General features: G+C 41.9%; 26 protein-coding genes and 1 pseudogene. 11 read left to right on the forward strand and 16 right to left on the reverse strand.

What is annotated here, in order from left to right; all coding sequences use genetic code 11:
• Positions 1 to 32 precede the first annotated feature (32 nt).
• Positions 33 to 1,436, reverse strand: coding sequence for an MFS transporter (locus ABLT31_RS17365; RefSeq protein WP_367753846.1), 1,404 nt, complete (start codon positions 1,434 to 1,436; stop codon positions 33 to 35).
• 183 nt (positions 1,437 to 1,619) lie between these two features.
• Between ABLT31_RS17365 and ABLT31_RS17370 the strand changes: the two genes are divergently transcribed.
• The 10 genes from ABLT31_RS17370 to ABLT31_RS17415 all read left to right on the forward strand — a co-directional run bounded on the left by ABLT31_RS17370 (position 1,620) and on the right by ABLT31_RS17415 (position 10,753).
• Positions 1,620 to 2,063: a MarR family winged helix-turn-helix transcriptional regulator gene (locus ABLT31_RS17370; RefSeq protein ID WP_367753847.1), complete on the forward strand. Its 444-nt coding sequence runs from the start codon at positions 1,620 to 1,622 to the stop codon at positions 2,061 to 2,063.
• Positions 2,064 to 2,065: 2 nt separating this feature from the next.
• On the forward strand, positions 2,066 to 3,265 hold the full coding sequence (locus ABLT31_RS17375) for an MFS transporter (RefSeq protein WP_367753848.1): 1,200 nt from the start codon (positions 2,066 to 2,068) through the stop codon (positions 3,263 to 3,265).
• Positions 3,266 to 3,403: 138 nt separating this feature from the next.
• A complete protein-coding gene (locus ABLT31_RS17380; protein ID WP_367753850.1) occupies positions 3,404 to 4,999 on the forward strand; it encodes a spore germination protein in 1,596 nt (531 codons plus the stop codon).
• A gap of 11 nt (positions 5,000 to 5,010) precedes the next feature.
• Positions 5,011 to 6,201, forward strand: coding sequence for a Ger(x)C family spore germination protein (locus ABLT31_RS17385; protein ID WP_367753852.1), 1,191 nt, complete (start codon positions 5,011 to 5,013; stop codon positions 6,199 to 6,201).
• 11 nt (positions 6,202 to 6,212) lie between these two features.
• Positions 6,213 to 6,446, forward strand: coding sequence for a hypothetical protein (locus tag ABLT31_RS17390; protein ID WP_367753853.1), 234 nt, complete (start codon positions 6,213 to 6,215; stop codon positions 6,444 to 6,446).
• Positions 6,447 to 6,462: 16 nt separating this feature from the next.
• Complete coding sequence (locus tag ABLT31_RS17395; protein WP_367753855.1) at positions 6,463 to 7,581, forward strand: GerAB/ArcD/ProY family transporter; 1,119 nt, start codon at positions 6,463 to 6,465, stop codon at positions 7,579 to 7,581.
• Between the two features lie 200 nt (positions 7,582 to 7,781).
• A complete protein-coding gene (locus tag ABLT31_RS17400) occupies positions 7,782 to 8,042 on the forward strand; it encodes an HPr family phosphocarrier protein (RefSeq protein ID WP_367753857.1) in 261 nt (86 codons plus the stop codon).
• Between the two features lie 346 nt (positions 8,043 to 8,388).
• Complete coding sequence (locus ABLT31_RS17405) at positions 8,389 to 8,472, forward strand: YjcZ family sporulation protein (RefSeq protein WP_367753966.1); 84 nt, start codon at positions 8,389 to 8,391, stop codon at positions 8,470 to 8,472.
• 239 nt (positions 8,473 to 8,711) lie between these two features.
• Positions 8,712 to 9,725 carry an HD domain-containing phosphohydrolase gene (locus ABLT31_RS17410; RefSeq protein ID WP_367753859.1) on the forward strand — a complete coding sequence of 338 codons (1,014 nt, stop codon included), beginning with the start codon at positions 8,712 to 8,714 and terminating at the stop codon, positions 9,723 to 9,725.
• Positions 9,726 to 9,841: 116 nt separating this feature from the next.
• Positions 9,842 to 10,753 carry a manganese catalase family protein gene (locus tag ABLT31_RS17415; RefSeq protein ID WP_367753861.1) on the forward strand — a complete coding sequence of 304 codons (912 nt, stop codon included), beginning with the start codon at positions 9,842 to 9,844 and terminating at the stop codon, positions 10,751 to 10,753.
• Positions 10,754 to 10,954: 201 nt separating this feature from the next.
• On the opposite strand, the gene ABLT31_RS17420 is transcribed toward ABLT31_RS17415, so the two are convergent.
• From ABLT31_RS17420 to ABLT31_RS17480, 13 genes and pseudogenes are all read right to left on the reverse strand, one after another.
• Positions 10,955 to 11,584, reverse strand: a complete 630-nt coding sequence (locus ABLT31_RS17420; RefSeq protein WP_367753863.1) for a bifunctional 2-keto-4-hydroxyglutarate aldolase/2-keto-3-deoxy-6-phosphogluconate aldolase — start codon at positions 11,582 to 11,584, stop codon at positions 10,955 to 10,957.
• An 84-nt stretch (positions 11,585 to 11,668) separates the two neighbouring features.
• Complete coding sequence (locus ABLT31_RS17425; protein ID WP_367753865.1) at positions 11,669 to 12,517, reverse strand: SDR family oxidoreductase; 849 nt, start codon at positions 12,515 to 12,517, stop codon at positions 11,669 to 11,671.
• Positions 12,504 to 13,589 carry a mannonate dehydratase gene (gene uxuA / locus ABLT31_RS17430; protein WP_367753866.1) on the reverse strand — a complete coding sequence of 362 codons (1,086 nt, stop codon included), beginning with the start codon at positions 13,587 to 13,589 and terminating at the stop codon, positions 12,504 to 12,506. The genes ABLT31_RS17425 and uxuA overlap by 14 nt, the downstream gene beginning before the upstream one ends.
• 30 nt (positions 13,590 to 13,619) lie before the next feature.
• Positions 13,620 to 15,038, reverse strand: a complete 1,419-nt coding sequence (uxaC, locus tag ABLT31_RS17435) for a glucuronate isomerase (RefSeq protein ID WP_367753868.1) — start codon at positions 15,036 to 15,038, stop codon at positions 13,620 to 13,622.
• 469 nt (positions 15,039 to 15,507) lie between these two features.
• Positions 15,508 to 16,533 (reverse strand): LacI family DNA-binding transcriptional regulator, encoded by a 1,026-nt coding sequence (locus ABLT31_RS17440; RefSeq protein ID WP_367753870.1) that lies wholly within the window; start codon positions 16,531 to 16,533, stop codon positions 15,508 to 15,510.
• Positions 16,534 to 16,916: 383 nt separating this feature from the next.
• Positions 16,917 to 17,261 (reverse strand): hypothetical protein, encoded by a 345-nt coding sequence (locus tag ABLT31_RS17445; RefSeq protein ID WP_367753872.1) that lies wholly within the window; start codon positions 17,259 to 17,261, stop codon positions 16,917 to 16,919.
• 152 nt (positions 17,262 to 17,413) lie between these two features.
• Positions 17,414 to 17,923 (reverse strand): annotated as a pseudogene (locus ABLT31_RS17450) (cysteine hydrolase family protein).
• Positions 17,924 to 18,070: 147 nt separating this feature from the next.
• Positions 18,071 to 19,417: a TrkH family potassium uptake protein gene (locus tag ABLT31_RS17455; RefSeq protein ID WP_367753874.1), complete on the reverse strand. Its 1,347-nt coding sequence runs from the start codon at positions 19,415 to 19,417 to the stop codon at positions 18,071 to 18,073.
• A gap of 17 nt (positions 19,418 to 19,434) precedes the next feature.
• Positions 19,435 to 20,109, reverse strand: a complete 675-nt coding sequence (locus ABLT31_RS17460) for a potassium channel family protein (protein ID WP_367753876.1) — start codon at positions 20,107 to 20,109, stop codon at positions 19,435 to 19,437.
• 204 nt (positions 20,110 to 20,313) lie between these two features.
• The gene (locus tag ABLT31_RS17465; protein ID WP_367753968.1) at positions 20,314 to 21,300 is read right to left on the reverse strand and encodes an NAD(P)H-dependent flavin oxidoreductase; all 987 of its coding nucleotides are present in this window, start codon (positions 21,298 to 21,300) and stop codon (positions 20,314 to 20,316) included.
• A gap of 484 nt (positions 21,301 to 21,784) precedes the next feature.
• Positions 21,785 to 22,300, reverse strand: coding sequence for a DoxX family membrane protein (locus ABLT31_RS17470; RefSeq protein WP_367753878.1), 516 nt, complete (start codon positions 22,298 to 22,300; stop codon positions 21,785 to 21,787).
• A gap of 420 nt (positions 22,301 to 22,720) precedes the next feature.
• On the reverse strand, positions 22,721 to 23,170 hold the full coding sequence (locus ABLT31_RS17475) for a CBO0543 family protein (protein ID WP_367753880.1): 450 nt from the start codon (positions 23,168 to 23,170) through the stop codon (positions 22,721 to 22,723).
• Between the two features lie 38 nt (positions 23,171 to 23,208).
• Positions 23,209 to 23,655, reverse strand: a complete 447-nt coding sequence (locus ABLT31_RS17480; protein ID WP_367753882.1) for a hypothetical protein — start codon at positions 23,653 to 23,655, stop codon at positions 23,209 to 23,211.
• Between the two features lie 320 nt (positions 23,656 to 23,975).
• On the opposite strand from ABLT31_RS17480, the gene ABLT31_RS17485 reads away from it, so the two are divergent.
• Positions 23,976 to 24,149 carry a DUF3973 domain-containing protein gene (locus ABLT31_RS17485; RefSeq protein ID WP_367753884.1) on the forward strand — a complete coding sequence of 58 codons (174 nt, stop codon included), beginning with the start codon at positions 23,976 to 23,978 and terminating at the stop codon, positions 24,147 to 24,149.
• Between the two features lie 192 nt (positions 24,150 to 24,341).
• Here the strand turns inward: ABLT31_RS17485 and ABLT31_RS39020 are convergent, their stop codons facing one another.
• Positions 24,342 to 24,527, reverse strand: coding sequence for a hypothetical protein (locus ABLT31_RS39020; RefSeq protein WP_462976507.1), 186 nt, complete (start codon positions 24,525 to 24,527; stop codon positions 24,342 to 24,344).
• Positions 24,517 to 25,527 (reverse strand): DUF3231 family protein, encoded by a 1,011-nt coding sequence (locus tag ABLT31_RS17495; RefSeq protein ID WP_367753886.1) that lies wholly within the window; start codon positions 25,525 to 25,527, stop codon positions 24,517 to 24,519. Before ABLT31_RS17495 ends, ABLT31_RS39020 begins: the two co-directional genes overlap by 11 nt.
• Positions 25,528 to 25,638: the final 111 nt, after the last annotated feature.

Below are 25,638 nucleotides of genomic sequence, written 5' to 3' on the forward strand. Positions count from 1 at the left end.
GGTTTAAAGTCAGCCTTCCTCTTCCTATATTTTTAAGCTTTTTTCACATCGAGCTTTGGGTCTAACTCTTTTTTCTTTTTTCGATGGCCAAACTGGAGAATAAATACAGCTGTAATCATAATTACCATTAACGTAAGGACAAAGAAGATATTACTGAATAACGCCGCATCATGATTGATCAGCAGCGGATTCCATTGAATATCGGTTCCTTGGGAATCCAGGACTTTCCCATAGACCGTTGTAGCTATCGCACCGGCGATGAAATTAAACATCATATACAATCCCATCCCCACTCCAGCTTGGCCTTTGGATAAGGTTCTGGAGACGGTATTCGATAGGCCAATCTGGATAAAGGTTTGGCCAATATTCCCTAAAATGAGGAACCAGATAATGATCAAATTGGATAGGCCTGCGGAAATCGACAGCAGAAAAAAGGATGAAAATTGCAACGCGGCTGCCAAGGTAACGAGAAATACGTTGCCCTTCTTATCCGCTAGCTTCCCTCCGGTTCTGCCTAATAGGGAAGCGATAATGGCCCCCGGAAACAAGGTAAAACCGATCCAGGCCGGAGACAAGTGGTTCAAGCCTGCCAGCATCTGCGGGATGAGAAAGGGAATCCCAAAACTTACGGCATTGGTTAAAAAACTAACCAGTAGTGCTATCGAATATTGCTTATTCAGGAACAGGCTCGGGGCAATAAAAGGTTCTCTCGCCTGTTTTATGCGCATTAAGAATAGGAACAATAAGACTAAACCGACCAGCGATAAAACCAAGGAACCTTTTGTGATCCCAAGCAGGAAAAACGTGATGGTTACAGCAAGCAAGGATCCGCCCAAAAGATCGATGCTCCCATCATTGCCTGTTTCAGAATCCAGGTACTTCCGGTAGTATGGCAAGGTAAGTAAAACCAGCAAGGATAAGCCAAAGAGATAGCGCCAATCCGATAAAGTGGTGACTAGACCTGCCACGACAGGACCAATGGCTGCCCCTAAGGCTAAGCCCGAAGAAGTAATTCCGAGGGCCCTGCCTCGTGTAGCAGGCGAGAAATAACGGATCGGAATGACCATCGCCGTCGCTGGAATGACAGATGCCCCCATGGACTGTAAAACCCGGCCTAAAATGATCATCCAGAATTCTGTAGCCGCAAAGCCAACAAGGGAGCCAAGCGCAAAAAGGGTAAAGCCGATCGTAAGCAAATCTTTCAGTGGAAGTTTGTCGGCCAATTTCCCATAGGTCACGGAACCCACCGCGTAAATAATAATATAAGCGGTGACGACCCAGCTTACTTGAGAAGCAGTAAGCGTGAATTCTTGGGCAATGGAAGGAAGGGCGATATTAAACATCGTAGCGTTCATAACGGAAATAATCAGCGTAAAAGCGACAACCCGAATGAGCTTCTCTCCTGCTTGTTGCTTATCTATTTTTTGATTTTGCATTCTAAACCTTCTTTCGTTTATATATCTAAGCAGCTCTCACTTGGTTCATTTAAATATTAAAGAATAACATTTGTTTAGACAAGTAAATTTAGTCGACAGTAGTTCCATCTAATAACCATTGACATGTTTCATATGCTATGAATATAATTGCTATAGCATATAAATGAAAGGGAGTTAAAACCGTTGAATCTAGATCAATCTTTAGGGTTTCTCATTAACAATGCCGGCCGCCGGATAAGTCAGCTCCTTACCATTCACTTTCAGCCATTTGGCATTACCCCGGAGCAATGGACGGTATTGAATCGTCTAGCTGAACAAGATGGAATCAATCAGAAAGATCTTTCTCTTCGAGTAGGAAAGGACCAGACCAATGTAGCACGAATTTTTGATCAATTGGAAAGAAAAGGACTTGCCAAAAGAAAACCGAATCCGGAGGATCGAAGATCCTTCTTGGCTGTACTTACGGAAGAAGGACGTTTATTGAATGAAAAGCTTACTCCCATCGAGCAAGAAGTGATCCAGAGTGCCTTGACAGGGCTTCCCGACCAGCAGGTGGAACAACTCAAGAAATGGCTCAAACAAATTACAGATCAATCCACAAAGCTGATCAAAGAAATGGAGAGATAGAAGTGCAAAATCAAAAGTTATGGACACGCGATTTTGTGTTCGTATGTTTAAGCAGTTTTTTTCTGTTTATGACGTTTTATATGTTAGCAGTTACCCTCCCTATCTACGTAAAAGAAGATCTTGGAGGCGGTGAACAAGACATTGGGTTAACCATCACCGTATTTATTATATCCACCATCCTCCTGCGGCCTTTAGCAGGGAAATGGATTGACCAGTATAATCCGAGAAAGCTCGTCTTATTTGCTCTCGCGCTGTTTTTTAGCTGTACCGTGATGTACCTAGGAGTGCAAAGCCTGCTTGCCCTCCTTCTCTTGCGTTTCATCCATGGCATTGGATTTGGCTCCGCGACAACGATGACAGGGGCGATGGCCATCCAGCTTATACCAGACAGCCGGAAAGGAGAAGGGGTTGGCTATTTTGGACTCTGCATGAGTCTAGCCATGGTTCTTGGTCCGTTTATCGGATTGGTTGTTTTAGAGCATTTAAGCTATAGCTTCGTACTCTATGTCTGTATTCTTTTTTCCTTCCTTTCCTTTCTGTTCGGGGTTAACGTGCAAACACCGAATCGAGTGCCACAGCCAAAAGGAGAGCAGCTGACAGGCTGGAAAAGCTACATCGAACCCAAGGCCATTCCCATTGCTTTAACCGGATTAATGCTAGCCTTCTCTTACTGTACGATCGCTACGTTTATTTCCGTTTACGCTAAAGAGATTGGGCTATCCAGCTCAGCCAGTTATTTCTTTGTAGTCTTTGCTGCAGTGATTATCCTATCGCGGCCGCTTACCGGGAAGCTGCTTGATCGCCAAGGGGAGCATGTTCTCGTCTACCCAGGAATTCTATTGTTTTCCATAGGAATGGTCGCTCTTAGCCAAGTCGAATCCATCACGACTTTCTTGTTTTCAGGAGCCATCGTGGGCCTTGGATTCGGAGCCCTTCTTCCCTGTTTCCAAACGATTGCGATCAAGGCTGCACCGAAGCACAGGGGCGGACTGGCTACAGGAACCTTCTTTCTTTTTTTTGATACGGGCTATGGTTTAGGCTCTTATATCCTGGGTCTCATCGCAGGAAAAACCAGCTATCATACCATGTTTCTCATTGCCGGATTGACGGCTTTCAGCACCCTGGTCCTTTATTATCTTCTGCACCATAAACCAGCGGCGGCACCGATGCGACGTTCCATTGAAAAGATGGCAAATAAATAAGCAAGCGTGGCGAAGCCCTATTCTAATAAGAATGGGGCTTCTTCGTTTTATTCCTAAACCTGCGAAAAATGGCACCCATTCGTCTAAGTTCATTTCGAGTGGGAATAATTGGTACTAAAACAATCAATGGGGCATGTTATGAAATTCCTGAAACAAGCGATCAAACGAATCTTTAACGCAGCAAGCTCTCCTCCATCCCGGAAAGATGGGATTTTCAACGAAAAGCAGCCGCTTCATGCCCATCTGCAGGAAAACATAAGGTGCATCAAAGCGAGAGTTGGCAACAGTCCGGATATCATCTCGAGGGAAATCATGATCGGCCGATCCACTGAGCTAAAAGCTGCCTTATTTTTTACCGATGGTCTTGCAAATAACCAGACGATCTATGAATCCATCATGGCATCCCTAATGATGTTAAATATCGATGAGAAAGATTGGAAGCAAATCATGCAACAAGGAAATCTTCTGACGCGATTGAAGGAAAAGGTCCTAACCAATGGGGATATTCAGGAAGTCGATGATCTTGGCCAGCTCTTATCTTCCCTATTATCAGGACAAACGATTATCCTTGTGGACGGGCACGATAAGGCGCTTGCGGTCAGTACGGAAGGCTGGGAAGATCGGGGAGTTACCGAAGCGTCCGCTCAAACAGTAATCAGGGGACCCCGTGAAGCGTTTTCTGAATCACTTCGCACGAATACCGCTTTGGTGCGCAGGAGAATTAAAGACCCAAACCTTTGGATGGAAAGCCAAAAGATCGGCCGGGTTACGCAAACGAATGTTGCTATCATGTACGTGAAGGGGATAGCCGATGACAAGATAATAGACGAAGTTCGTCAGCGCCTCGGCGAGATCGACATCGATGGTATCCTGGAGAGCGGTTATATTGAGGAGCTGATTCAGGACGAGACGTTTACCCCTTTTCCTACGATTTACAATACGGAACGTCCAGACGTAATTGCTGCCGGACTATTGGAAGGGCGAATTGCCATTTTCGTAGATGGGACCCCCTTCGTTCTTCTCGTCCCGGCTTTGTTTGTGCAATATTTGCAAGCGGCCGAAGACTACTACCACCGTTCCGACTTCGGCCTGCTCCGCATACTCCGCTATTTGGCTTTGGGAATAGCCTTATTCGGCCCTTCCCTCTATGTCGCCATTACGACCTTCCATCAGGAAATGCTCCCCACCCCGCTTCTGATCAGCTTGGCTTCACAGCGTGAGGGTGTGCCATTCCCCGCCTTCATCGAAGCTCTTATGATGGAAGTCGCCTTTGAGATTCTCCGCGAGGCCGGGGTACGCATGCCGAGAGCAGTAGGCCAAGCGGTTTCGATTGTTGGGGCTTTGGTTATCGGACAAGCGGCGGTGGAAGCTGGAATCGTCTCGGCCGCGATGGTTATTGTGGTCTCCATAACGGCCATCGCCAATTTTGTCCTTCCCGCTTTTAATATGGCGATAGCGATAAGGATCTTGCGCTTTGGGTTTATCGGGCTGGGAGCAGCGTTTGGCTTATTTGGAATCCTGCTGGGGATTATCGCCTTATTGCTTCATTTGACCAGCCTTCGGTCATTCGGTGTTCCTTACATGTCCCCTATGGCTCCCTTTAACCTAGCGGACCAAAAGGATGCGATCTTCCGCCTGCCCCAATGGGGATTGTCGGTACGCCCCCGATTGATTAACCAGCGTAATATCACCCGCCAGCAAAGCCCAACTTCTTCTAAACGAAAAAGGGGGTGAATCATGTATTGATGAATCGAAAAAGGAGCCTATTCATGCTGTGTCTCCTTTCGCTGCTTCTGCTCTCCGGATGCTGGAGCCGGAAGGAATTGAATGAACTGGCGATTGTTCTTGGAATGAGTATCGAGAAATCGGGCAACCAATACTTGATTTCAGTCCAAGTCGCGGATCCGAAAGAAGTCGCTTCCCAGAAGGGCGGATCGGGATATGCACCGGTCATTTTATACACAGCAACCGGAGATACCTTGTCCGAAGCCATAAGAAAAGTCATGAGCCCTCGAGTGCTGTATCCCGCCCACCTCCGCGTCCTTGTGATTGGTGAAGAGTTGGCGCGGGAAGGAATTACCGAGTCGCTGGATTTGTTTTCCAGAGTCAGACAAGTGCGGCCTGATTTTTTTGTTTTGGTTGCCAGAGGGCAGAAAGCAGAAGATATCCTGAAGGTGCTAACGCCGTTAGAGAAGCTGCCTTCCAACAGTATTATGCGCATGTTAGAACGAATGGAAATCACGTGGGCGCCAACCATTGGGGTTACACTAGACGAACTGCTGTCCGATTTGTCCAGTGAAGGGAAAAATCCAGCTATTGGCGGAATCCGGGTTTGGGGGGATAAGGAAAAGTCTTCTGAAAAAGCGAACATTGAAAAGGCGAACCCTTCAGCGCTTTTGCAGCTTTCCGGTATCGCCGCGTTTGATCAATCAGGGAAACTCGTCGGCTGGTTAAGCGAGAGGGAAAGCAAAGGGCTGAACTATATCCTGGGCAATGTTGAACAGACGCTCGGCATTGTCCCTTGCCCCGAAGGGGGGAAAATGGCCCTCCGGTCTGTCCGTGCTGAAAGCAAGATAAAGGGCCATGTGGAAAAGGGAAAACCCCGAATCGATGTGGAAGTGCAGGTGGAAAGCGATATCGAGGAGGTCCTCTGCTCGATAGATATCATGCGTACGGAATCTATTGCTCAGCTGGAGAAGATAGCTGAAAAAAATCTCCAGGAGCTCATGGAAGCCTCGATCCGCAAAGCCCAGAAAGCGTACCGGTCGGACATCTTCGGCTTTGGCGAAGCGATTAACCGTGCTGATCCAGCTTTTTGGGAGGAAAGAAAAAGCGACTGGAATCAGATCTTCCCGCAACTCACCGTCGATGTGAAAACGAACGTAAAAATCAGGCGAACGGGAGTGATCGGTGATCCTTTTCAGGAAAAGCGATAGGAGGAATGCATATGGTGGCTCTATTTGGAATTGCAGCGGTAATCATTGGTATCGCCATTCTAGAAATACCAACTCTTTGGAAGCAGGGATGGAAAAGGGAAATGGGGGTCTTTTGCTTCCTGCTCCTATTAGGTGCCGGTTTAAGCATTGCCGAATCGCTGCAAATTGATCTTCCCAATCCCCAGGATGCAGTAACAGCGATTTATGCCCCCATCACAAAAGCATTATTCGGACTGCCAAAATAGAAATAAGGTGACATTGATGATTGAAAACGGAAAGATCACGGCACGCCAGTTTGCCATCCTGGTTTTCTTTTTTACCATTGGCGGCAGCGTTTTGATCCTGCCAGCTGAACTTGCCGAGCACAACAAACAGGATGCCTGGATTACCCTCATTTTTGACATCGGGATGGGGATGGGGTTGATTCTTTTGTACAATGCTCTGGGCAGCCTGTTCCCAGGGAAAAACCTAATGGAATACGCGGAAGAGCTTTTGGGCAAGTGGCTGGGAAAAGCGGTTAGCCTGGTCTTTGTGTTCTATTTTATTCACAGCACAGCCGTTTTCCTTCGGCAAATCGGCGCCTTCATGACCATTGAGATCATGCAGGAAACGCCCATTCAGGCGGTCCATATTTTTTTCCTGGCCGTGGTCATCATGGGCGTAAGACTGGGGCTTGAACCGATATCCCGAGTGGGAGAGCTTCTTTTTCCCTGGATCTTTTTTCTATTTGCTCTTCTTTCTTTATCCGTTGCCAATCAGATCGAAACGGTAAAAATCCAACCCATACTGGGGAAAGGAATCGAGCCGGTCATCATGAGCTCGTTTCGATTTCTTGGAAATCCCTTCTTGCAGCTTTCTATTTTTTTAATGGTTTTCCCTTATGTGAACCGGATTGCTGGGGCCAAAAAATCTTTTTTGACCGGAACCTTCATGGGGGGATGCTTCTTGCTTGTGATAACTTTCTTATGTATCGCCGTTCTCGGAGCAAGCAATACTTCGGTCCATTTTGCCCCTGCCTACTATTTGGCAAAAAAAATCAATGTGGGAGATTTTTTTCAACGGGTAGAAGCGCTTATGGCGGGAATATGGTTTGTAACGATTTTTTTTAAAGTGACGATTTGCTTTTACGCTTCCTGCTTGGGTCTCGCCCAGATCTTTAACTTGAGAGGCTATCGGTTCTTGACTTACCCATTAGGAATAATCGTCGTAGTCTTCTCTCTTGTCCTGAGTCCGAATATGGTACATTACCAGACGGTAGTGTTTGTTCATTGGACCGCCTATTCGCTTACGTTTGGACTGTGTTTCCCTTTGCTTTTGCTAGGAATAGCTGCGTTACGAAAGAAAAAGGCAATTGAGCAGGAAAAGGCCAACAATTCATAGGCGTAATTGGTCTTTTCCTTTTGTTATTATTCGAAAATCTGACAATATATTTCTGTGATCTCTTTTGGACTCATTCTTACTTAATTTTAGCGTGGGAAAATCTAACAAAATTAAAGCGCTTTTTTGCGGACCTATCTATAATGAAATCATCAGAGTCGGTCTTCAGTGAGGAGCTCATTTTTATAAAGGGGTGAAAGATTATGGTTTCCAAACAAGTATGTATCACCAAATTCTCTTCTAGGCGTGCTGTGGAATTTGCAAAAGTTGCAAGCAAATATAGATCCGCTATTAAGCTGAAAAAGGATCATGCAACAGCAGATGGCAAGAGTGTTCTGGGACTAATGCTAATGAGCATTCACAATGGAATGAAGATTAACATTGAAGCGGAAGGCAGTGATGAAATAGAAGCTTTAGCGGCATTGGCTGAGTTTTTGAAAAATAAATCCAATGTGGTGGCATAATGGAGAATTATGGATATGTAAGCGTTCCAGGCCATAACGGGAGAAAATCCAGTTATTTCAAAAAATGGGACCCAAAACGAGAGAATAACTGGAAATAGTCTGGCTAATATCGATAAAACCCTCCTGAAAACATCCTATTTATCTTCATTAGCAGGAAAAACTCCGGTTATTTTGCTTGAAATCTTAAAATATTTAACTATAGTCGGAGTTTCTCCGCTTATTTCTATCAAAGGCCTCTAGATAACCGCTTCAATAAATCCACAACTACCCTACTATACTTGCCCTTACGTCTCTCTCTACTTTTCATATACTATAGTACCTTCTAAAAGAAAGGAGGCTGAACTATATGAGTGCAGTAGGGTACGGCGGAGGCATTGCCTTCATTCTGGTCCTTTACATTTTGCTTGTCATTATTAGCCGCGCTTGGTAATTAACCCGTAACATCCACCACTTGTAAAAGCCCCTTAGACTCCTCCTTAATATAAGCGGAGAACGAGTTTCTCCGCTTTTTTTCAACCCCTTAAGGGACAAGCATGGTCTGTATATCCATTTCATCCTATAATAGCTATAAAGAATATCACACGCTGACATTTGGATCTTATGGTAAAATATTTTAATTAATACTATATTGGAAGCTAAGAAAAAATATATAGCTGATTGGGGGGGCCTATGGAACAAACCGCAACATGGTTCAGTCATTATCTTCGCTTAGCCGATGCCGTTGTCATCACAGATGAACATCATATCGTTCTGGAAGTCAATGAAGCTTATGAAAGGATCGCAGGTTACTTTGCAAAGGAAGTACGGGGCCTGAGAGCTGGATTCTTTAAATCCCATATGACTCCTTCGTCTACATTCAATCAGCTCAAGCAAACACTTAAAGAAGGCCGTTCGTGGTCAGGGGTTTTCATTAATAGAAAGAAAAACGGAGATTTATGGCATTCTTCCATGACCATAACACCCATTGAACAGGACGGTAATGTTTACTATGTTGGCATATTCCGTGAGCTGGAGCAGCTTCGTGAAGGAACTTATATCTCCAGGAGAAAAATCCTTCAATTGCGTACGGAGCTTTTAAGAGTGCTAGCCATTTCCTGTGAAATTCAGGATCCGGGGATTGAAGACCATTTAAAAAGGGTTCAGAAGTTGACCAAAAAACTCGTTTTTTTCCATAACCAGAGATGCCGTCTTGGTCTTTCTGAGGAATATATGGAGCATGTGGCAAACTCCAGCATCCTCCATGATATTGGTAAAGCCGGAATACCGGAAGGAATCTTGTATAAACCCGGCTCTTTATCTCATTATGAAAGAATGATTATTGAAACGCATCCGTTAGTTGGCGTTGATATTTTTAACAAAATCTCCAAGGAATTCGAAACGGATCTGTTACAGGAACATCACGAAATTACCCGAAATATCATCCTTCACCATCACGAAAAATGGGATGGAAGCGGATATCCATCTCGCCTAAAAGGGCAGGAAATACCCTTCGAAGCCAGGGTAGTATCCGTGATCGATGTATTTGACGCTCTGACGTGCCGACGTGCCTATAAAGAGGCTTGGCCGGTAGAAAAGGCATTATCTTTTATACAAGAGCAAAAAGGAGTATTTTTTGAACCGGAGATCGTTGATTCTTTTATCCAATTGAGGCATCAATTAAAAATCGCAGAAACCCCTTTTTAAATGCAAAGAGGGGTTCTTTATTATTTCTTTTTCCATTATTCACCTTCCCCTCCCCTGTTTATCTCCGGCCAATAAGGCAAAAATATCTTGGACTCACAAAATAAGGGGGACCCAACATGTTTTTTCATATAAAGGAACTGCAATACAATGCTAAGCCCGACAGGTCTGATCCGGTTTACGCGAAAAAGCTGCAAGAAGTTCTTGGGGGTCAATTTGGCGAAATTACGGTCATGATTCAATATTTATTTCAAGGGTGGAACTGCAGGGGGGAGCAAAAGTACCGCGATATGCTCCTGGATATTGGGACCGAAGAAATGGCGCATGTGGAAATGCTGGCTACGATGATTGCCCAATTGCTGGATAATGCTCCTGTCCGGGAACAGGAACAGGCAGCTGAAAATCCTGTACTGAATGCCGTTTTAGGTGGAACAAACGTGGAAGATTCCATTATTAAAACGGTTTTAGGCGGAATGAATCCACAGCATGGCATTGTATCCGGATTGGGTGCAACCCCTACAGATAGTGTAGGATACCCGTGGAATGCCCGCTACACGATTGCAAGCGGGAATCTCCTGGCTGATTTTCGGGCCAATTTAAATGCGGAATCTCAAGGTCGCCTACAGGTTTGCCGTTTATATGAAATGACAACGGATAAAGGCGTTAGGGATATGCTTTCGTTCTTGATTGCGAGAGACACGATGCATCAAAATCAATGGATGGCAGCAATTGAGGAATTGGAAATGAATCAAAAAGCCATCGTACCAAGTACTTTCCCGCAGGATTTGGAAAAACAAGAAGTATCCTACTCCTTTATGAATTTCTCGCAAGGGGAAGAAAGCCAAACCGGACGCTGGGCAAGCGGCCCAAGCATGGATGGTCAGGCCCAGTTCGAGTATATCTCCAGTCCTGTAGCCATGGGACAAAACCCCACACTCTTGCCATCGCCTCCTTATATCCATGGAACCCCACCTGCACCAGGGCAGCCTGCGGTTGAGGGAGTAAATAGTGCACACTACGTGACACAGTAAAATCGGCTTAAGGAAAAAAAGACCATTACTGGTCTTTTTTTGAGGTCTTGGGTATAACAGGAGTTTTTCCGCCTATTTCACTTTTTTCTAGAAAGAGGGTGAAATAAGCGGACTTTTTAATTGGACTTTCTCCCGTTATCAATCCGAACGACCGAATTATAGGACGATCTCGTTTCCACCTCGGTATGTATTTTTCTTGCCTCAATTTCTGGCTTCCCGAACTTTATCAACAAATCGTTTGGCTGTTTCTGTTATTTGCTGTGCGGTTCCTTTGGTGAGCTGGCTTCCCACCCCGACAGCGATTACGCCGTTTTTAAACCACTCTTGGACATTATCCAGGCTTACCCCTCCTGTTGGCATCACGTTGGCATGCGGGAGAGGTCCTTTCACGTCCTTGACAAAGGAAGGTCCGTAGGCGCTTCCTGGGAATAGCTTGATAATGTCGCACCCGGCTTCCATGGCCCGAAGCATTTCAGAGATCGTCATGCACCCTGCCATATAGGGCACCTGGTATCGATTGCACAGCTTCGCGGATTCCAAATCAAAGCTTGGGGAAACCACAAAATCAGCTCCGGCTAAAATGGCAATACGGGCTGTTTCTGAATCCAATACGGTACCTGCCCCAACAATCAAACCATTGGTCTCTTTTCTTGATGCTAAGGCCATGATGACTTCCGTTGCGCCTGGAACCGTATACGTCACTTCAAGAGCCGGGATCCCTCCCTCTGCGCAGGCATTGGAGATGTCAATGGCTTGATCCACACTTTCCGCTCTAATGACAGCTACAACTCCGATGTCTGTTATACGTTTCAATACATCCCATTTCTTCATATCTATCCATCCTTTCCGTTGGTTTACTTAAAAGAATCTACTAAACTCCGTTGTTTAGTAGATTCTTGTTGTTTTTATGCCCTCTTATACGCCGGAATATGCCATAAAGCCGCCATCTACAGGAATCACGATTCCCGTGACAAAGCCAGACATGTTCTCATCCGCCAGCCATAGTAAGGTTCCAAGCAGATCTTCAGGTTTACCGAACCGGGCCATTGGGGTCTGCGACAAGATTTTTTTGGATCTGTCCGTGAGGGAACCATCTTCATGCGTTAGAAGACTCCGATTTTGCTCCGTCTGAAAGAAACCAGGGGCAATCGCATTCACGCGAATTCCTGCATCAGCGAAATGAACGGCCAGCCACTGGGTGAAATTATTCACCGCAGCCTTCGCGGCACTATAGGCAGGAACCTTGGTCAAAGGCGAATGGGCGCTCATCGATGACATATTGATCACAGTGGCTCCTTTTTTCTGAAGCATATTCTTTGTAAAAATCTGAGTCGGAATGAGTGTACCTAAAATATTTAAATTGAAGACATGGTTAAATCCTTCCTCACTGAGGTCAAAGAACGTGGTGATTTCTCCCTTTTCCAAATCCTCCAGCTTCAAGGTTTCATTGGCCGTGACGCCCTTGGGATGGTTGCCGCCCGCTCCATTGATCAGAATGTCGCATGCTCCAAAGGTTTCGGTAACGATGGCTTCCGCTCTTTTTACGCTTTCTGCGTCCAGCACATTGCAAGCAACGGCTATCGCTTTTCCTCCTGCTTGGCGAATCTCTTCTGCGACTTTTTCTCCCTTTTCTGCCGTTCGATTCAAAATCGCAACGTTGACTCCCTGTCTGCCTAATTCAATCGCCATCGCACTGCAGAGCACGCCTCCTCCTCCTGTGATGACGGCTGTTTTTCCCTTCAGATTTCCATTAATTAGCAGCATGCGTTCCCTCCTTTTTCGCTCTTTCTAAAGAATCCCAGATCCCCCATAAATACATGATGCCTAAAGCTCGATCATATAATCCATATCCTGGTCGGCATTCTTCATCGAAAATATGCCTTCCATGGTCAGGCCTTGCGTACCCTGTAAAACCATTTTCATGATAAGCTCTGACCACATCATAAATATCAACGGAACCATCCTGCGTCCGATGGGAGGTTTCAATGAAGTCCCCATTGTCATAGATTTTGACGTTTCGAATATGGGCGAAGTGAATCCGGTCAGCAAATTCCCTGATCATCTCCGGTACGTTGTTGTTAGGGTTGGCCCCTAAAGAGCCGCTGCAAAGGGTTAATCCGTTGTAAGGACTCTCCACCAAGCTTAAGAATCTTCGGATGTTTTCTTTGTTCGTGATAATTCTTGGCAGTCCGAAAATCGACCATGGCGGATCGTCAGGATGGATGGCCATCTTGATTTGATTCTCTTCCGCCACCGGAATAATTTGTTCTAGGAAGTACTTCAGGTTATTCCACAAATCTTCTTCCCCGACATTTTTATAAGCTTCAAACAGGCGGGATAAATCTTTTAATCTCTCAGGCTCCCATCCCGGCATGGTGAATTGGGGATCATCCAATATTTTGTTGGCCAATTCCAACGGATCCATATGTTCTACTTTTGCTTTTTCAAAAAAGAGAGCAGTAGATCCATCTTCCATTTCTTTGTACAGATCGGTTCGGGTCCAATCAAATATAGGCATGAAGTTATAGCAGATGACTTTTACTCCAGCTTGGGCCAGCTTTACAATGGTTCTTTTATAGTTTTCAATATATTGATCTCGAGTTGGGAGTCCTAGCTTAATGTCTTCATGAACATTGACGCTTTCCACGACATCGATATTAAGGCCATATTCCTCGGCCTGTTTCCGGACCTTTAAGATATCCTCCATGGACCATTCTTCCCCTGCCGGAATGTCATGAAGGGACCAAACCACGCCCTCCACGCCAGGGATTTGCTTGATATGGCTTAAAGGGATGCGGTCATTCCCCTTGCCGAACCATCGAAATACCATTCTCATCTGAAAGGCACCACCTTTGATAGAATTTGATTAAGCTACATCAATGCTAAAATATCTTTTTGCGTTGTTATAGCAAATATTCTCAATTAGCTCTTTCAATAAAGCGGGATGATTCGGGATTTCCCCATCTTCTACCCAAGTCCCGATTAAATTGCAAAGGATTCGTCGGAAGTATTCATGCCGGCTATAAGAAAGAAAGCTTCGGGAATCGGTTAGCATGCCTACAAAATGCATCAAAAGACCTTGATCGGCTAAAGCAGACATCTGGCGTATCATGCCTTGTTTGGTATCATTAAACCACCAGCCAGATCCGAATTGAATCTTGCCTGCCACGCCGGGTTCGGTTTGGAAATTGGCCATAGTACTTCCAACCAAATCATTGTAGATTGGATTTAAGTTATAAAGGATCGTTTTTGGCAAATGATCTTCCTGGTCAAAAGCATCCAATAAGGCATTTAATGGTGCAGCCAATTGACCTTGATCATTGATGGAATCAAATCCAGCGTCTGGACCCAGTTTCTTGAACATTTTCGTATTATTATTGCGAATCGCGCCAAAATGAATTTGCATAGCCCAATCTCTCTTCTTGTAGCATTTCGCCAGAAAGATTAAGGTTGCCGTTTTGAATTTCTTTTCGTTTTCTAAGCTTACGGCTTGGCCTTTTCGTCCTGCTTCGAAAATGGCATCTAGTTCGCCGCTTTCGTCATATGAAGCAAACGGGATTTCTCCTAAGCCATGATCGGAAATTCTGCAGCCTTTTTCATGAAAGTATTGAACTCGCTCTTCCAAAGCCTTTAGGTATTCTTCGTAGGAAGCCAATTTTTTGTTTGTTGCCTTTTCAAGCTCTTCTACAAAAGGGACAAACGTATCCTTATTGATTTCCAATCCTTTATCAGGACGGAATGTCGGCAATACTTGCACAGGAAAATCTTTTTGTTCCTTGATTTGATCATGGTAAAACAAATCATCGGTCGGATCATCGGTTGTACAAATCACTTTGACGTTAGAGCGCTTAATCAAGTTTTGAACGGAGTAGTCTTCCTGTTTCAATAACTCATTGCAATGGTCCCAAATTCGTTCCCAATTATCCTCGCTTAATAATTCATTGATGCCGAAATAGCGTTTCAGCTCCAAATGGGTCCAATGGTACAGGGGATTTCCTAGAGTATAGGGAACGGTCCTGGCCCATGCAGCAAATTTTTCTTTGTCACTCGCATCTCCGGTAATATATCGCTCATCAATGCCATGTGCTCGCAATGCTCTCCATTTATAATGATCACCGGCTAACCATAGTTCGGTTATATTATTGAAGCGTCTATTTTCAGCAATCTCTTTTGGTGACAAATGGCAATGGTAATCATATATGGGCATATTTTTTGCATATTGGTGATATAAGTGAACCGCCGTTTGATTCTTTAGCATAAAACGATCATGGATGAAGGATTCCATATCTAATCTTCCTCCCCTATTTTTTCTTTGTTAATTTTAAAAACCGAACAATTTAGGAAGCATCATCGATATTTGCGGTATATAGGTGACCAGAAGAAGGGCTGTAAACATATATATTGTTTGCATATTTTAGTCATAATACAACTTGCACTTTATCGCTATCAAAGAATTGCCATCATACTCGAACTAACTGAGCTGTGCTTGTGAGATCATCGTTTGCTATAAATTCGTGTAATTACTCCACTATATTGTTAACGTGTGCATTAATCTGTAAAAAATTTCTCTAATTGCATTAAATCTAGTTGATTTTAACGCATTTAGAGGTGTTCATAAGACAACTTTACATCATTTTTATGCACACGTAAACATTTTTTTGTTTGCTAAATTGTGAAAACGCTTTTAATTAACATCTTCTGTCCTAATTACAAACTAGAAAAACTCATCGAGAGATGAGTTTTTCTAGTCCAACTTATACTTGCCTTTCTGAAGTTGAAAAATTATTATTCTTGACCGAATCCCTGATGATTAATTCAGGTTTAATATAGATTTTACCTTTATGCATATCGGTCCCTTGAATGATAGACAGTAGCTTTTTTGCACCTTCTTTGCTTACCTCGCTTATCGATCTCCTTACTGAGGTAAGGGAAGGAGTTGTAAACGGGCTGAATGGACTATCATCAAATCCAACAATCGATATATCGTCCGGAATCTTCAGCCCTACTTCAAAAATGGCTTTCATTGCTCCTACTGCCATTTCGTCATTGGAGCAAAATATGGCTGTTGGCGCAGGCTTAACTTCCAATAGCTTTTTCATGGCATAATATCCGCTTTCAATCGTGTAATCCCCTTGGACGATGTACTCCTTACGAATGGGGATCGCCTTCTCAATTAATGCAGCAAAAAATCCCTCTTTTCTCTCTACGGTAGCATGAAACCCTTTTTTCCCTTCAATTAAAGCAATATTTTGATGTCCATTACGTATAAGATGGATTACGCCCTCATAGGCTCCCTTTTTATCGGCTGATAATATGTTCACAATAGAAGGATCTGCAATCTCCCTATTTAAGACGACTAATGGGATTCCTTTCTCCAATACATGGTAAATGAATGGGTTGTCATTTTCGCTTTGACTCATCAGGATAATCCCATCAAATCTTTTCGTATCTATCGTTGTAAAATCGTTATAATTGTCAATCCCTTCTACTACCAGGTTATATTTTTCCGAAATAATACTATTAATCCCTCTTACCGTTTCATAAAAGAAATGAGGCGAGGTTGCTTGGCTAATCGTAGAGAAAAATAAGCCTATGTTGTACGATCTGTTCTGAACCAAGCTTTTGGCATTGTAATTGGGCACGTAATTCAATTCTTTAGCCATATCCTGTATCTTTTTCTTGGTTTTTTCACTGATAAGGGGACTATTGTTAAGTGCCCTTGAAACGGTTGTATGTGAAACGTTGAGAATTCTGGCCAAATCTTTAATGGTGACACTCATAAATAATCCCCCCTTCCAATAATATACCAAACTATATTCCAGAATTTAAATCACAAATTGAAACAATGTTCACGTGAACATTGTTTCAGCACAAAGAATATCAAACATGGAGAATTTTCCTATTGTGATTTATCATACATCCATACGATGAAAGCGATCAAGGTTATTTCCCCTTTATTACTGAATAATGGATGCGAGTATAGAGTTAAACGGTTATAGGATACATATTGGCATCTGGGAAACAGCATCGGAAAGGTTTAAAAACATAGCTCCGCTAAAACTTGTTGTTGATTTTGAAAAATGCTAAACCCACCAACTGAGAATGGTGGGTTTAGCATTTTATGGAACTATTGATTCTCTTTAATGTAGCGCAATAAGAAAACCTATAATTTTGAAACCACTAATCCTACAACTACAATAGCCAATCCAATGAATGTTTTCCACGTTGGTATTTCTGCATAAAACATATAGCCCATCAAAATAAGAATCAGCATCTCTAATCCTTTAGAACTGACTAGAACAAAAGTTAAGTTTCCTAAAGCTTTATAACCAAATTTAACACCATAACCAATGAATACATTGGCTATCAAGAAAAGAGGTAAAGCAGCAAACTGATATTTAAGGGTAGACCAAAAGGAAGGGTCAATATATTTGCTTTGGTATGAAAAAACCGAATTTGTAATTAATAATCCAATTGTGAAACAAATAACACCATATATAAGGAACATATGGAATTTCCCTCCGATGTGTCTTTGGAAGTATTTTCCCCTTTTTATGAAAACCAATGCTTAATGTAAAGAGATACTTGTGGTATTGCAGTAATCCTGTCCAATAGCACAAAAGGCTGCCATACGAGGGCAACCTTTTTTTCATTATAAAATTAGTTGTTCTTCAAGATCTTGTTAGCTTCTTGTTGCAGGAAATCCTCGGTCGAAACTACAGTGGCATATATTCCGTTAAGCGCACTAACAAACACATAATGAACCTGATCCGCTGACACTACCTTATCTTGATAAAATAAGTCCCTTGTCGTACATGCATCTTCAATAAGTGTACATTCAAAACCTAGCTCCTTTGCAGCTCTCACTGTGGTATCAATGCACATATGCGTCATCATACCGCAAATCACTAGCTTGGTCACTCCATTTTCTCTTAATTTGCTTTCTAATCTTGAAAAAGCTGTTAGGGGTATGTTTTATGATAATACTTTCATCTTCTATGGTAAAACAGATTCATTTATTTTGACTCCCTCCGTGTTTGGAAGAAAGAAGCTTGCCCCTTCTTGATCCGAGATATGCTGAATGTGAAAAATGTTATCGTTATTCTGTCTGAACCATTTAAGAATTTTACCTGCTTTGTCGGCTGCTTTTACAGGATTGCTTAATTCCATCTTTCCATTTGGAAAATAGTCATTTTGATCAATTTATTGCCCGCCATTTTCTACATAAAAGAATCCTAGAAACATGCCATCAGTTGACCGAAACTACAATTTTAACAAAACAATAAGAAACTCCCAGAATGGAAAGAGCTTAATCACTTATCCGATTAATATCTTCTCTTCAATGTACTTTACTTTACTTTTATTACTATACTTTAGCAGAGCAAATGCCATAGTTAATGGTCCAATCCTTCCAATAAACATCATAATCGTGATAAGAATCCTTCCAAGAGGAGAAAGGTCACCTGTTAATCCAGCGGACAGTCCCACGGTTCCAAATGCAGAAACGGTTTCGAAAAGAATAATGCTCATATCTGCCTGTTCAGTAAAAGAAAGTAGGAAGAATATAACAAATATGAATATAATTCCCGTGAGTCCAATCGAAAAAGCCTTATTAACTAATTCCCACGAAATTCTCCTCCTTAAAGCATTTACCTCGTCTTTATTGGTTAGAACTGACCATAAAGCAAGGAGTATCAAGGCAAAAGTTGTAATTTTGATGCCACCACCTGTAGAAGCGGAGGAAGCTCCAATAAACATGAGTGCCATAATAAAAATGAGTGACGGAAGAGTCATGGCTGTGATATCAATCGTATTGAATCCTGCTGTCCGTGGAACAACTCCCTGAAAATACGATGCCCACAGTTTGTCCGATAAAGGCAAATGAGCTAAAGTAGCAGGGTTGTTAAATTCAGCAACAAATATAATAATTGACGAAACCACATTAATAATTACCGTTATAAGTAATGCCAGTTTAGAATGAAGTGATAATTTTCGAATAGATTTTTTCGTCCACAAATCCATGATTACCGTAAATCCAATCCCACCAGTGATGAACAAAAAAGTGATGGCTAGGTTAATGATAGGGTCACCGACCCATTTGCTTAAGCTATCTGGTTCCAATCCGAATCCAGCGTTATTAAACGCCGATATGGAATGAAATATTCCATACCAAATGGCTTTTCCTACCGGCATTTCCATTGACCAACGGATAGAGAGAATGATGGCTCCTAATAATTCAATTAAGAGCGTGATGGTGATAATTCTTAATACAAGCTTTACGACACCTTCTAATGCAAACTGGTTTAACGTGCTTTGGAGAACTAAGCGCTCCTTTAGACCAATCTTTTTACCCAGTAGGACAACCATGAATACCCCTGTCGTCATAAATCCCCATCCTCCAACTTGAATGAGGACCAGAAGTACAGCTTCTCCAAACGGAGTGAACGTTGTGCCCGTATCAACAACCGCTAATCCCGTTACGCAAACCGCTGATGTGGCTTCGAATAGGGCATCAATAAAACTCAATCCATGCCCTTCCTCTACCGTTGCTATCGGTAACATAAACAACATGGTCCCAATAAGAATTAACGTCCCAAACCCTAAAATCAGAAGACGGGCCGGATGAAGTTCAATTAACCTCAATTTACTCTTTAGCAATGACATGAGATAACAACCTCTTTTTATGCATGGTAGCTAGAATGAATACTTTCCTCAAAACGCTTTAAATGGGTATTCTCACCCATCACCACTAGAATATCATCGGCTCGAATAATATCTCCCGCTTGAGGAGCAATGTTGATACGGGGTCCACTTTTTATTGCCATAACATTAACCCCAAACTTTGGACGGATATTTAAACCAAGAAGTGATTTCCCATCTAATTTTTCTCCCGCAACGACTTCAACAATACTATAGTCTGCGGCTAATTCAATGAAATCAAGGATGTTCGGTGATACAAGATTATGAGCCACACGACTACCCATATCCCTCTCAGGGAAGACCACCCTATCTGCACCAACTTTATAAAGTACCTTCCCATGACGTTCGTTTCTTGCCTTGACTGTAATGTTCTTAACACCCAATTCTTTTAAAACAAGTGTTGTTAAGATACTGGCTTGAATATCTTCCCCAATAGCAACGACAACCGAATCAAAATTTCGGATACCCAATTCTTTTAGGGCTTGCTCATCCGTTGAGTCAGCTTGAACAGCATAAGTGGTATATTGTACATGTTCTTGTATACTCTCCTCAGAAGAGTCTATTGCCATGACTTCATAACCCATCTCATAAAGCGTTTTAGCAACGCTAGAACCGAAACGTCCCATACCAATGATGGCAAATGTTTTCGCAGCCATAAAATACATCCCTTCTAAAACAATGTGTAAATGTAACACGATATAGGGAAACATCTGTATGCATATATCATTACCAATGAAAAAATAAAAAAGCCAACGAAAGCTGATTCCGTCCCCGTGCTATCGATCCCCGTTAAGCAACAAGAAAAGGAGTCAGGAAATTACACCTACTCCTTAACAATCGAATCATCATGACCGTTAGTTCTACCCTTTGAAGATGTTTACAAAACGTCTTTGTCCATTTTGAGCCGTAGAAATCATCTCATCAAACAATTCCTGAACTGTTGGAATAGTATTGATTAGTCCAATCACCTGACCAGCCCACCCGAAACCTTCTTCATGATTTCCATCATAAATAAACCTGCAATTTGCTTTTCCGCTAATCGCATCTTTTAGGTCTTCATATGTGGCTCCACTTTGTTCATGTTGAATGATATTAAGGGTAAAGTCTGATTTAAGAACACGCCCCGGAGCACCCAATGTCTTTTTTATAATGACTGTATCGGTCTCTTTCGCACCTAGAATCGCTTGCTTATATTCAGGGCTTGCATGAACACATTCTTGAGTAGTGATAAAGCGAGTACCCATTTCAATCCCTTCTGCCCCAAGTGCAAGTGCTGCCAATAAACCACGTCCATCGCCGATGCCCCCACTGGCTATCACCGGAATGGATACAGAATCTACGACACGAGGAATTAGTACCATTGTACCAATATCATCACGTCCTAAATGCCCTCCGCCTTCCTGTCCAACTGCCATTATTGCATCAGCACCAAGTTCTTCTGCTTTCTGTGCTTGTCTCACACCCGCAACGAGGACAAGAGTTCGAATATTTTCTCCTTTAATTCGTTCAAAGATAGGCTGAGGATTGGCTCCAGTTATAGAAATTGCCGGCACCTTTTCCTCAATGGCAACTTCCAGCAGTTCTTGATAGTGCCCATCGTGCCTTGCAATAGCAAAGTTTACGCCGAATGGCTTATTGGTAAGCGTACGTACTTTCCGGATTTCCTCCCGGAGTTTTTCTGGTGTACCCAGAGTTGCCGCAGTAATTTGTCCAAGTCCACCCGCATTCGAGACAGCTGAAGCTAGTTCAGCATAAGCTAGGTAAGCTAAACCTCCTTGAATAATGGGATACTCGATTCCAAAAATCTCAGTCACTCTTGTTTTCATATCTCTGCCTCTCCTTTTAATATTTTTTAAATTTCTATTACGAGTGAATCCAAGATGACTTAACACTATCTATAATTTACCATTTTTAACAAAAGAGGCGGAGGATTTTTTATCAAGTATTCCTCTTTCCCTTCAACTAAACTCCCTTTACTTTAACAAAAAGAAAGAAGACTGCCATAGCAGCCCTCCTGAACAACGATTCCCGTCCCTTCATAATAAGTTGCTGTCGAATTATTCACATTTAAAACTGGTGTCCATTACGGGACACCAGTTAGGCTGCACAAATAGTATTAATTTTTAAAACGCTCCAATACGTAACTATGAAATAATTCAGCCAAAACAAGAAGAAAGTCAATCTCCGCTGACGATTTACCCCTTTCAAGTAACGCTTAATATGGAGAATGCTCAATAATCCCACCTAACCATATTTGTTTTTCAGGTGGCAAAAACTTTTAGTTTATTTTTAGTTCCTTTGTAGTAGTATATTAGTAATAGATATTTCTATCTATTGTGCACTTTGGGGCAAGTTTTCTTGCTCCTCTTTTTTTTGTATTTGTTTTCTAAAATATGGAATAACCCAACGATCTAACCCAATTTTCCCTGCATTCATACCTGCAATAAGGATAACCATTCCTGCTATAACCATTTGTGGATTAGAGCTTACTGCGGCAGAGAACATATAAGAAAAATTCATAACTAATCCCATCAGTACCGCAAATGTTGTGAGGCATCCCAATAGAAGTCCTAATCCAACTAAAAACTCGCCCCAAGGAACAAGTAGATTAAAAAGTTCAACATTTGGCAGTGCAAAACCACTAATAAAGTCAGCCCACCATGATTGAACCGCTGGACGATCGCCTGATGCTTTCTGGACAGCTCCATGTAAAAATCCGCTTGCATCAAATTTACCACTGGTGATCTTCCCCCAGCCAGATGTCATCCATTTCCAACCAAGAAACAGACGAATCGTTAATAAGATATACGATGCGTAAGCATGTTCCCTTAAAAATTTCACAACCATACAAACCCTCCTTGAAAATGTGTATTCCTTTGCTTATTACTAATAATTATTATTAGTAATTTATTTTATGTAATTTATTTTTACTTAGTGCAACATTTTTTTATTAGGACAAAATATTTTATTTATCTCAAAAAAATAGATTTAATTGGTATCAGGATATTTGCAAGTAATTTAACTATTCTCCCGTTTCGTACGAACAAAAAGAAGAGGAGCCACAAAATTGACTCCTCAACTCTTTGTCTCCTTTAGTCGAATAACATCAAACTAGATCACGTTGCTCATTAGTTATGACATCCATGTATATTCCACTTTTTGTTACGCAATCCTGCCCAATACTTCAACAACAAAAAGAAACAGCGATGGCACACTGCTCCTCAACAATCGAATCCTGTTAGCACAACAAAGAAACCATTCCCAATCTTATTGAAAAGAGATCTTTTTGGTAAACAATTTATGTATTTTGTAAAAAAGCCAAAACAGAAACCAATCGGAAAGATATGAACACCCCATATTCCACCATTTATGGTACTCCATTTTTCCTGAAATAACGTGAGTCCATTCTATTCCAATAGCAACTGCGGTCCAGATGAAGAAGTATTTAAAAAGATTCCAAAAGGTTTGTTGTTTGGGCAGCCATTGGATAAACAAATAAGTGACAACAATATAAGTTTCCCAATCGTCCAATAGCTCTCGTACTAAAGTATGCGCACCATTATATTCCCATAATTCGTAATGACGCATAATAATATCTGTTGTACCCCCAAGATGCGCAGCAAAAAAACATATCGGAAATATCTCTCTCCAACGTTTTTTATCAGCAAAGATTAGCCATATAGCCCATGCGATAATAAATCGAGAAATGAAGAACATATAAAAAACTCCTGCCCTTTTGCGGAATAATTAAACATCTATGCTCCTAATACTTTCTTGATAAAGAAGTAATGCCAACGTAAGTAGAGGAACACCAAGAGATAAATCACCGCTGAATACCATATTTTCCACCCTTTGTAGACTAAAAAATAAACCTTCACCGAAATTGCCTCGAACACCACAGAGAAAATGACCCAACCGATAATGTACTTGATGAATCTTCCACGATCAGTAGGCATGAAGTTTAGGAATATGACCCCAAAGCTAGGCGGTACTGTGGCTTGAAACAGCAAATCAGAGAAGGTTATTTTGGATGAGACAAAATCGTACTTGTCCAGCAGATACCCAAAAAACAAATCCGTGTTGAGTGTAACGCTAGAGAGAATGCCCCAAGCTATGTAGATTTCCTGTCTGGTCAATCTTTTGGGCATGAAATAGATAATGGCTAGGTTAACGAAAAACATGATATACGCAAACCAATTCAAGGTATGTTCCTCATTTCAAAATTACATTTAATTAAATTTAATCAAACCGCGATTATAAAAGCAAAAATACATTGGATTACTTTACTTCCCAAGAGAGAGACAAATCAAAAAAACTCCCTATCACCCTTATTGATCTGCCCAATAAGAAGAGGAGCAGCTATGGCAGCCACTCCTCCGCTATTGAATCCCGTTCAATAAGATAAACCTGATAAATAAGACCGCCATAATCGTATCATGGGGTCCACATTTAAATTTGAAATAAAGGTGATTAGGTATTTATAACGAATACTTAAAGGTATTAAAGATTAAAGGGGGTTAAAATGTACTTTTGCTTAGTATGTGAGAAAATGCATCAAAATTCAACGGCAGAGAAAATCTTAACAACTGGATTTCGAACAATCATTGCAACGAAGGAAAAGCATCCGTTAGGTATCTGTAAAACGACGAATCAAATTTCCGAAACCAGCTCCCAAAACTATACAAAGTATTGGTAGCCAAATAGGACCTAAAAAATAAGGAGAAAAATGACTCCAATGGTTCCTAGGTAAGCGGAGATGACAAAGGGCAAAAACGAAAAAGGATTACCTCCTCCAGCATCTTTATAGGCATCATAGATAGCAAAAAGATAAAGACAAGGGTAAATCATCAGCCATCCGTAATCGGTCACTTCAATTGATTTTTTAATGTCACCTTGAAAGCTGAAGTATAATGGCTTGATTCAACCTTGCATTTACATTAATTAAGAACTCTAAAACAATAAAGTCAAATCCTATAAAATACTTTTGATTTAAAAATTGCGCAAATTCGGGTAGAGCAATACCCCATGCGATTTTCTCGATTCCCTCCAGTCTCGCCATACCATCACTTCTCACCGCTCGCTAAAGAAACACGATCATCTGCCGTTGGCGGCTGCTCCATCCAACCGTTATTAATCAAGAGGTTTGCTCCATCTTCTCCGTATTGCTCCATTTCTGATGCCAGACGTGTATATTGTGTAGCTAAATCTCGTCTCATGCATACTGCCAATGCTGCCCCGTAAAAAGCAACGGCTGTTTGCGTGTAAAATCCTGTATGAAACGCCATTAATTTATCCGAAAACGGTGACACGGTGGAATTGGCAACCTCGTCATCCCAAGATGGAGGAGAAGGGAGATTATCCTCATGAAGCAAGGAACTAAAGATTTCAAGATGCTTTGAAGAAAGTTGAGTTCCTCTCATGAAATACTCACGAACATCTTGTGCTTGTGCCACTTGACTAAATCCAAGAACCATGGCTTTTCCTAGAACCGTTTTATTCATATTAAAGGTAATGTTACTAATTTCAATTCCATTCAACGGTCGACGATTGCCGAACCACCCCGTTAAAAACCCTTGTTTTTTCACATATTGAGCCATTTCCGGCGGGTGAAGATATGGAGGTCTTGTATAGAGTCCTTTGGACAGGAGTAAATCAAGGGATCGATTAAATAATTCCATTGATTCTACATTACAATCAGAATAATATTTCCGAACATCAGAACGCACAGAAGTAGTAAAAGCAATGGCGTACCCTGTCAATCCATGTGCAGCCATAATGTGTATGTATTTCAAGAAAAGATTGTCTGAAAATAAGCGTGGAGCCTCTAAGTTGACATCCTCATCTGTAAATCCATAGGGGATAGGATATTTTTCTTCATGGAAAAATTCCTTAATCCTTTCAAGATGGCGTTGGGATAGAGTGAATGAGAATTCTAAAATCGAGCGAATGTCGGAATCTTCCACTTTCTTTAACATATATTTGAGCATACAAACTGACATGCTATCCCCCATGTATTGAGTCCAGAGATTCGTAAGTTCGGTTGAAACCAATTTTGGATTGTGTTCCGTTTCCATTTTACCCTCCTGAATACTAATGTTCTCTTTAGTATCCCTTAATAATGGGAAATTATTGTAAATTTATATCACGATAATCATAAGTTTCTTTCTTGATTGTAAAATATTCTC

The sequence above is a fragment of the Ammoniphilus soli genome (genome assembly GCF_040813775.1).

Bases quoted from the DNA above. Each gene is read 5' to 3' on its own strand.
- ABLT31_RS17365 (WP_367753846.1), bottom strand. From the start codon at position 1,436: ATGCAAAATCAAAAAATAGATAAGCAACAAGCAGGAGAGAAGCTCATT.
- ABLT31_RS17380 (WP_367753850.1), top strand. From the start codon at position 3,404: ATGAAATTCCTGAAACAAGCGATCAAACGAATCTTTAACGCAGCAAGC.
- ABLT31_RS17385 (WP_367753852.1), top strand. From the start codon at position 5,011: ATGAATCGAAAAAGGAGCCTATTCATGCTGTGTCTCCTTTCGCTGCTT.
- ABLT31_RS17390 (WP_367753853.1), top strand. From the start codon at position 6,213: ATGGTGGCTCTATTTGGAATTGCAGCGGTAATCATTGGTATCGCCATT.
- ABLT31_RS17395 (WP_367753855.1), top strand. From the start codon at position 6,463: ATGATTGAAAACGGAAAGATCACGGCACGCCAGTTTGCCATCCTGGTT.
- ABLT31_RS17400 (WP_367753857.1), top strand. From the start codon at position 7,782: ATGGTTTCCAAACAAGTATGTATCACCAAATTCTCTTCTAGGCGTGCT.
- ABLT31_RS17405 (WP_367753966.1), top strand. From the start codon at position 8,389: ATGAGTGCAGTAGGGTACGGCGGAGGCATTGCCTTCATTCTGGTCCTT.
- ABLT31_RS17410 (WP_367753859.1), top strand. From the start codon at position 8,712: ATGGAACAAACCGCAACATGGTTCAGTCATTATCTTCGCTTAGCCGAT.
- ABLT31_RS17415 (WP_367753861.1), top strand. From the start codon at position 9,842: ATGTTTTTTCATATAAAGGAACTGCAATACAATGCTAAGCCCGACAGG.
- ABLT31_RS17420 (WP_367753863.1), bottom strand. From the start codon at position 11,584: ATGAAGAAATGGGATGTATTGAAACGTATAACAGACATCGGAGTTGTA.
- ABLT31_RS17425 (WP_367753865.1), bottom strand. From the start codon at position 12,517: ATGCTGCTAATTAATGGAAATCTGAAGGGAAAAACAGCCGTCATCACA.
- uxuA (WP_367753866.1), bottom strand. From the start codon at position 13,589: ATGAGAATGGTATTTCGATGGTTCGGCAAGGGGAATGACCGCATCCCT.
- uxaC (WP_367753868.1), bottom strand. From the start codon at position 15,038: ATGGAATCCTTCATCCATGATCGTTTTATGCTAAAGAATCAAACGGCG.
- ABLT31_RS17440 (WP_367753870.1), bottom strand. From the start codon at position 16,533: ATGAGTGTCACCATTAAAGATTTGGCCAGAATTCTCAACGTTTCACAT.
- ABLT31_RS17445 (WP_367753872.1), bottom strand. From the start codon at position 17,261: ATGTTCCTTATATATGGTGTTATTTGTTTCACAATTGGATTATTAATT.
- ABLT31_RS17455 (WP_367753874.1), bottom strand. From the start codon at position 19,417: ATGTCATTGCTAAAGAGTAAATTGAGGTTAATTGAACTTCATCCGGCC.
- ABLT31_RS17460 (WP_367753876.1), bottom strand. From the start codon at position 20,109: ATGGCTGCGAAAACATTTGCCATCATTGGTATGGGACGTTTCGGTTCT.
- ABLT31_RS17470 (WP_367753878.1), bottom strand. From the start codon at position 22,300: ATGGTTGTGAAATTTTTAAGGGAACATGCTTACGCATCGTATATCTTA.
- ABLT31_RS17475 (WP_367753880.1), bottom strand. From the start codon at position 23,170: ATGTTCTTCATTTCTCGATTTATTATCGCATGGGCTATATGGCTAATC.
- ABLT31_RS17485 (WP_367753884.1), top strand. From the start codon at position 23,976: ATGTACTTTTGCTTAGTATGTGAGAAAATGCATCAAAATTCAACGGCA.
- ABLT31_RS17495 (WP_367753886.1), bottom strand. From the start codon at position 25,527: ATGGAAACGGAACACAATCCAAAATTGGTTTCAACCGAACTTACGAAT.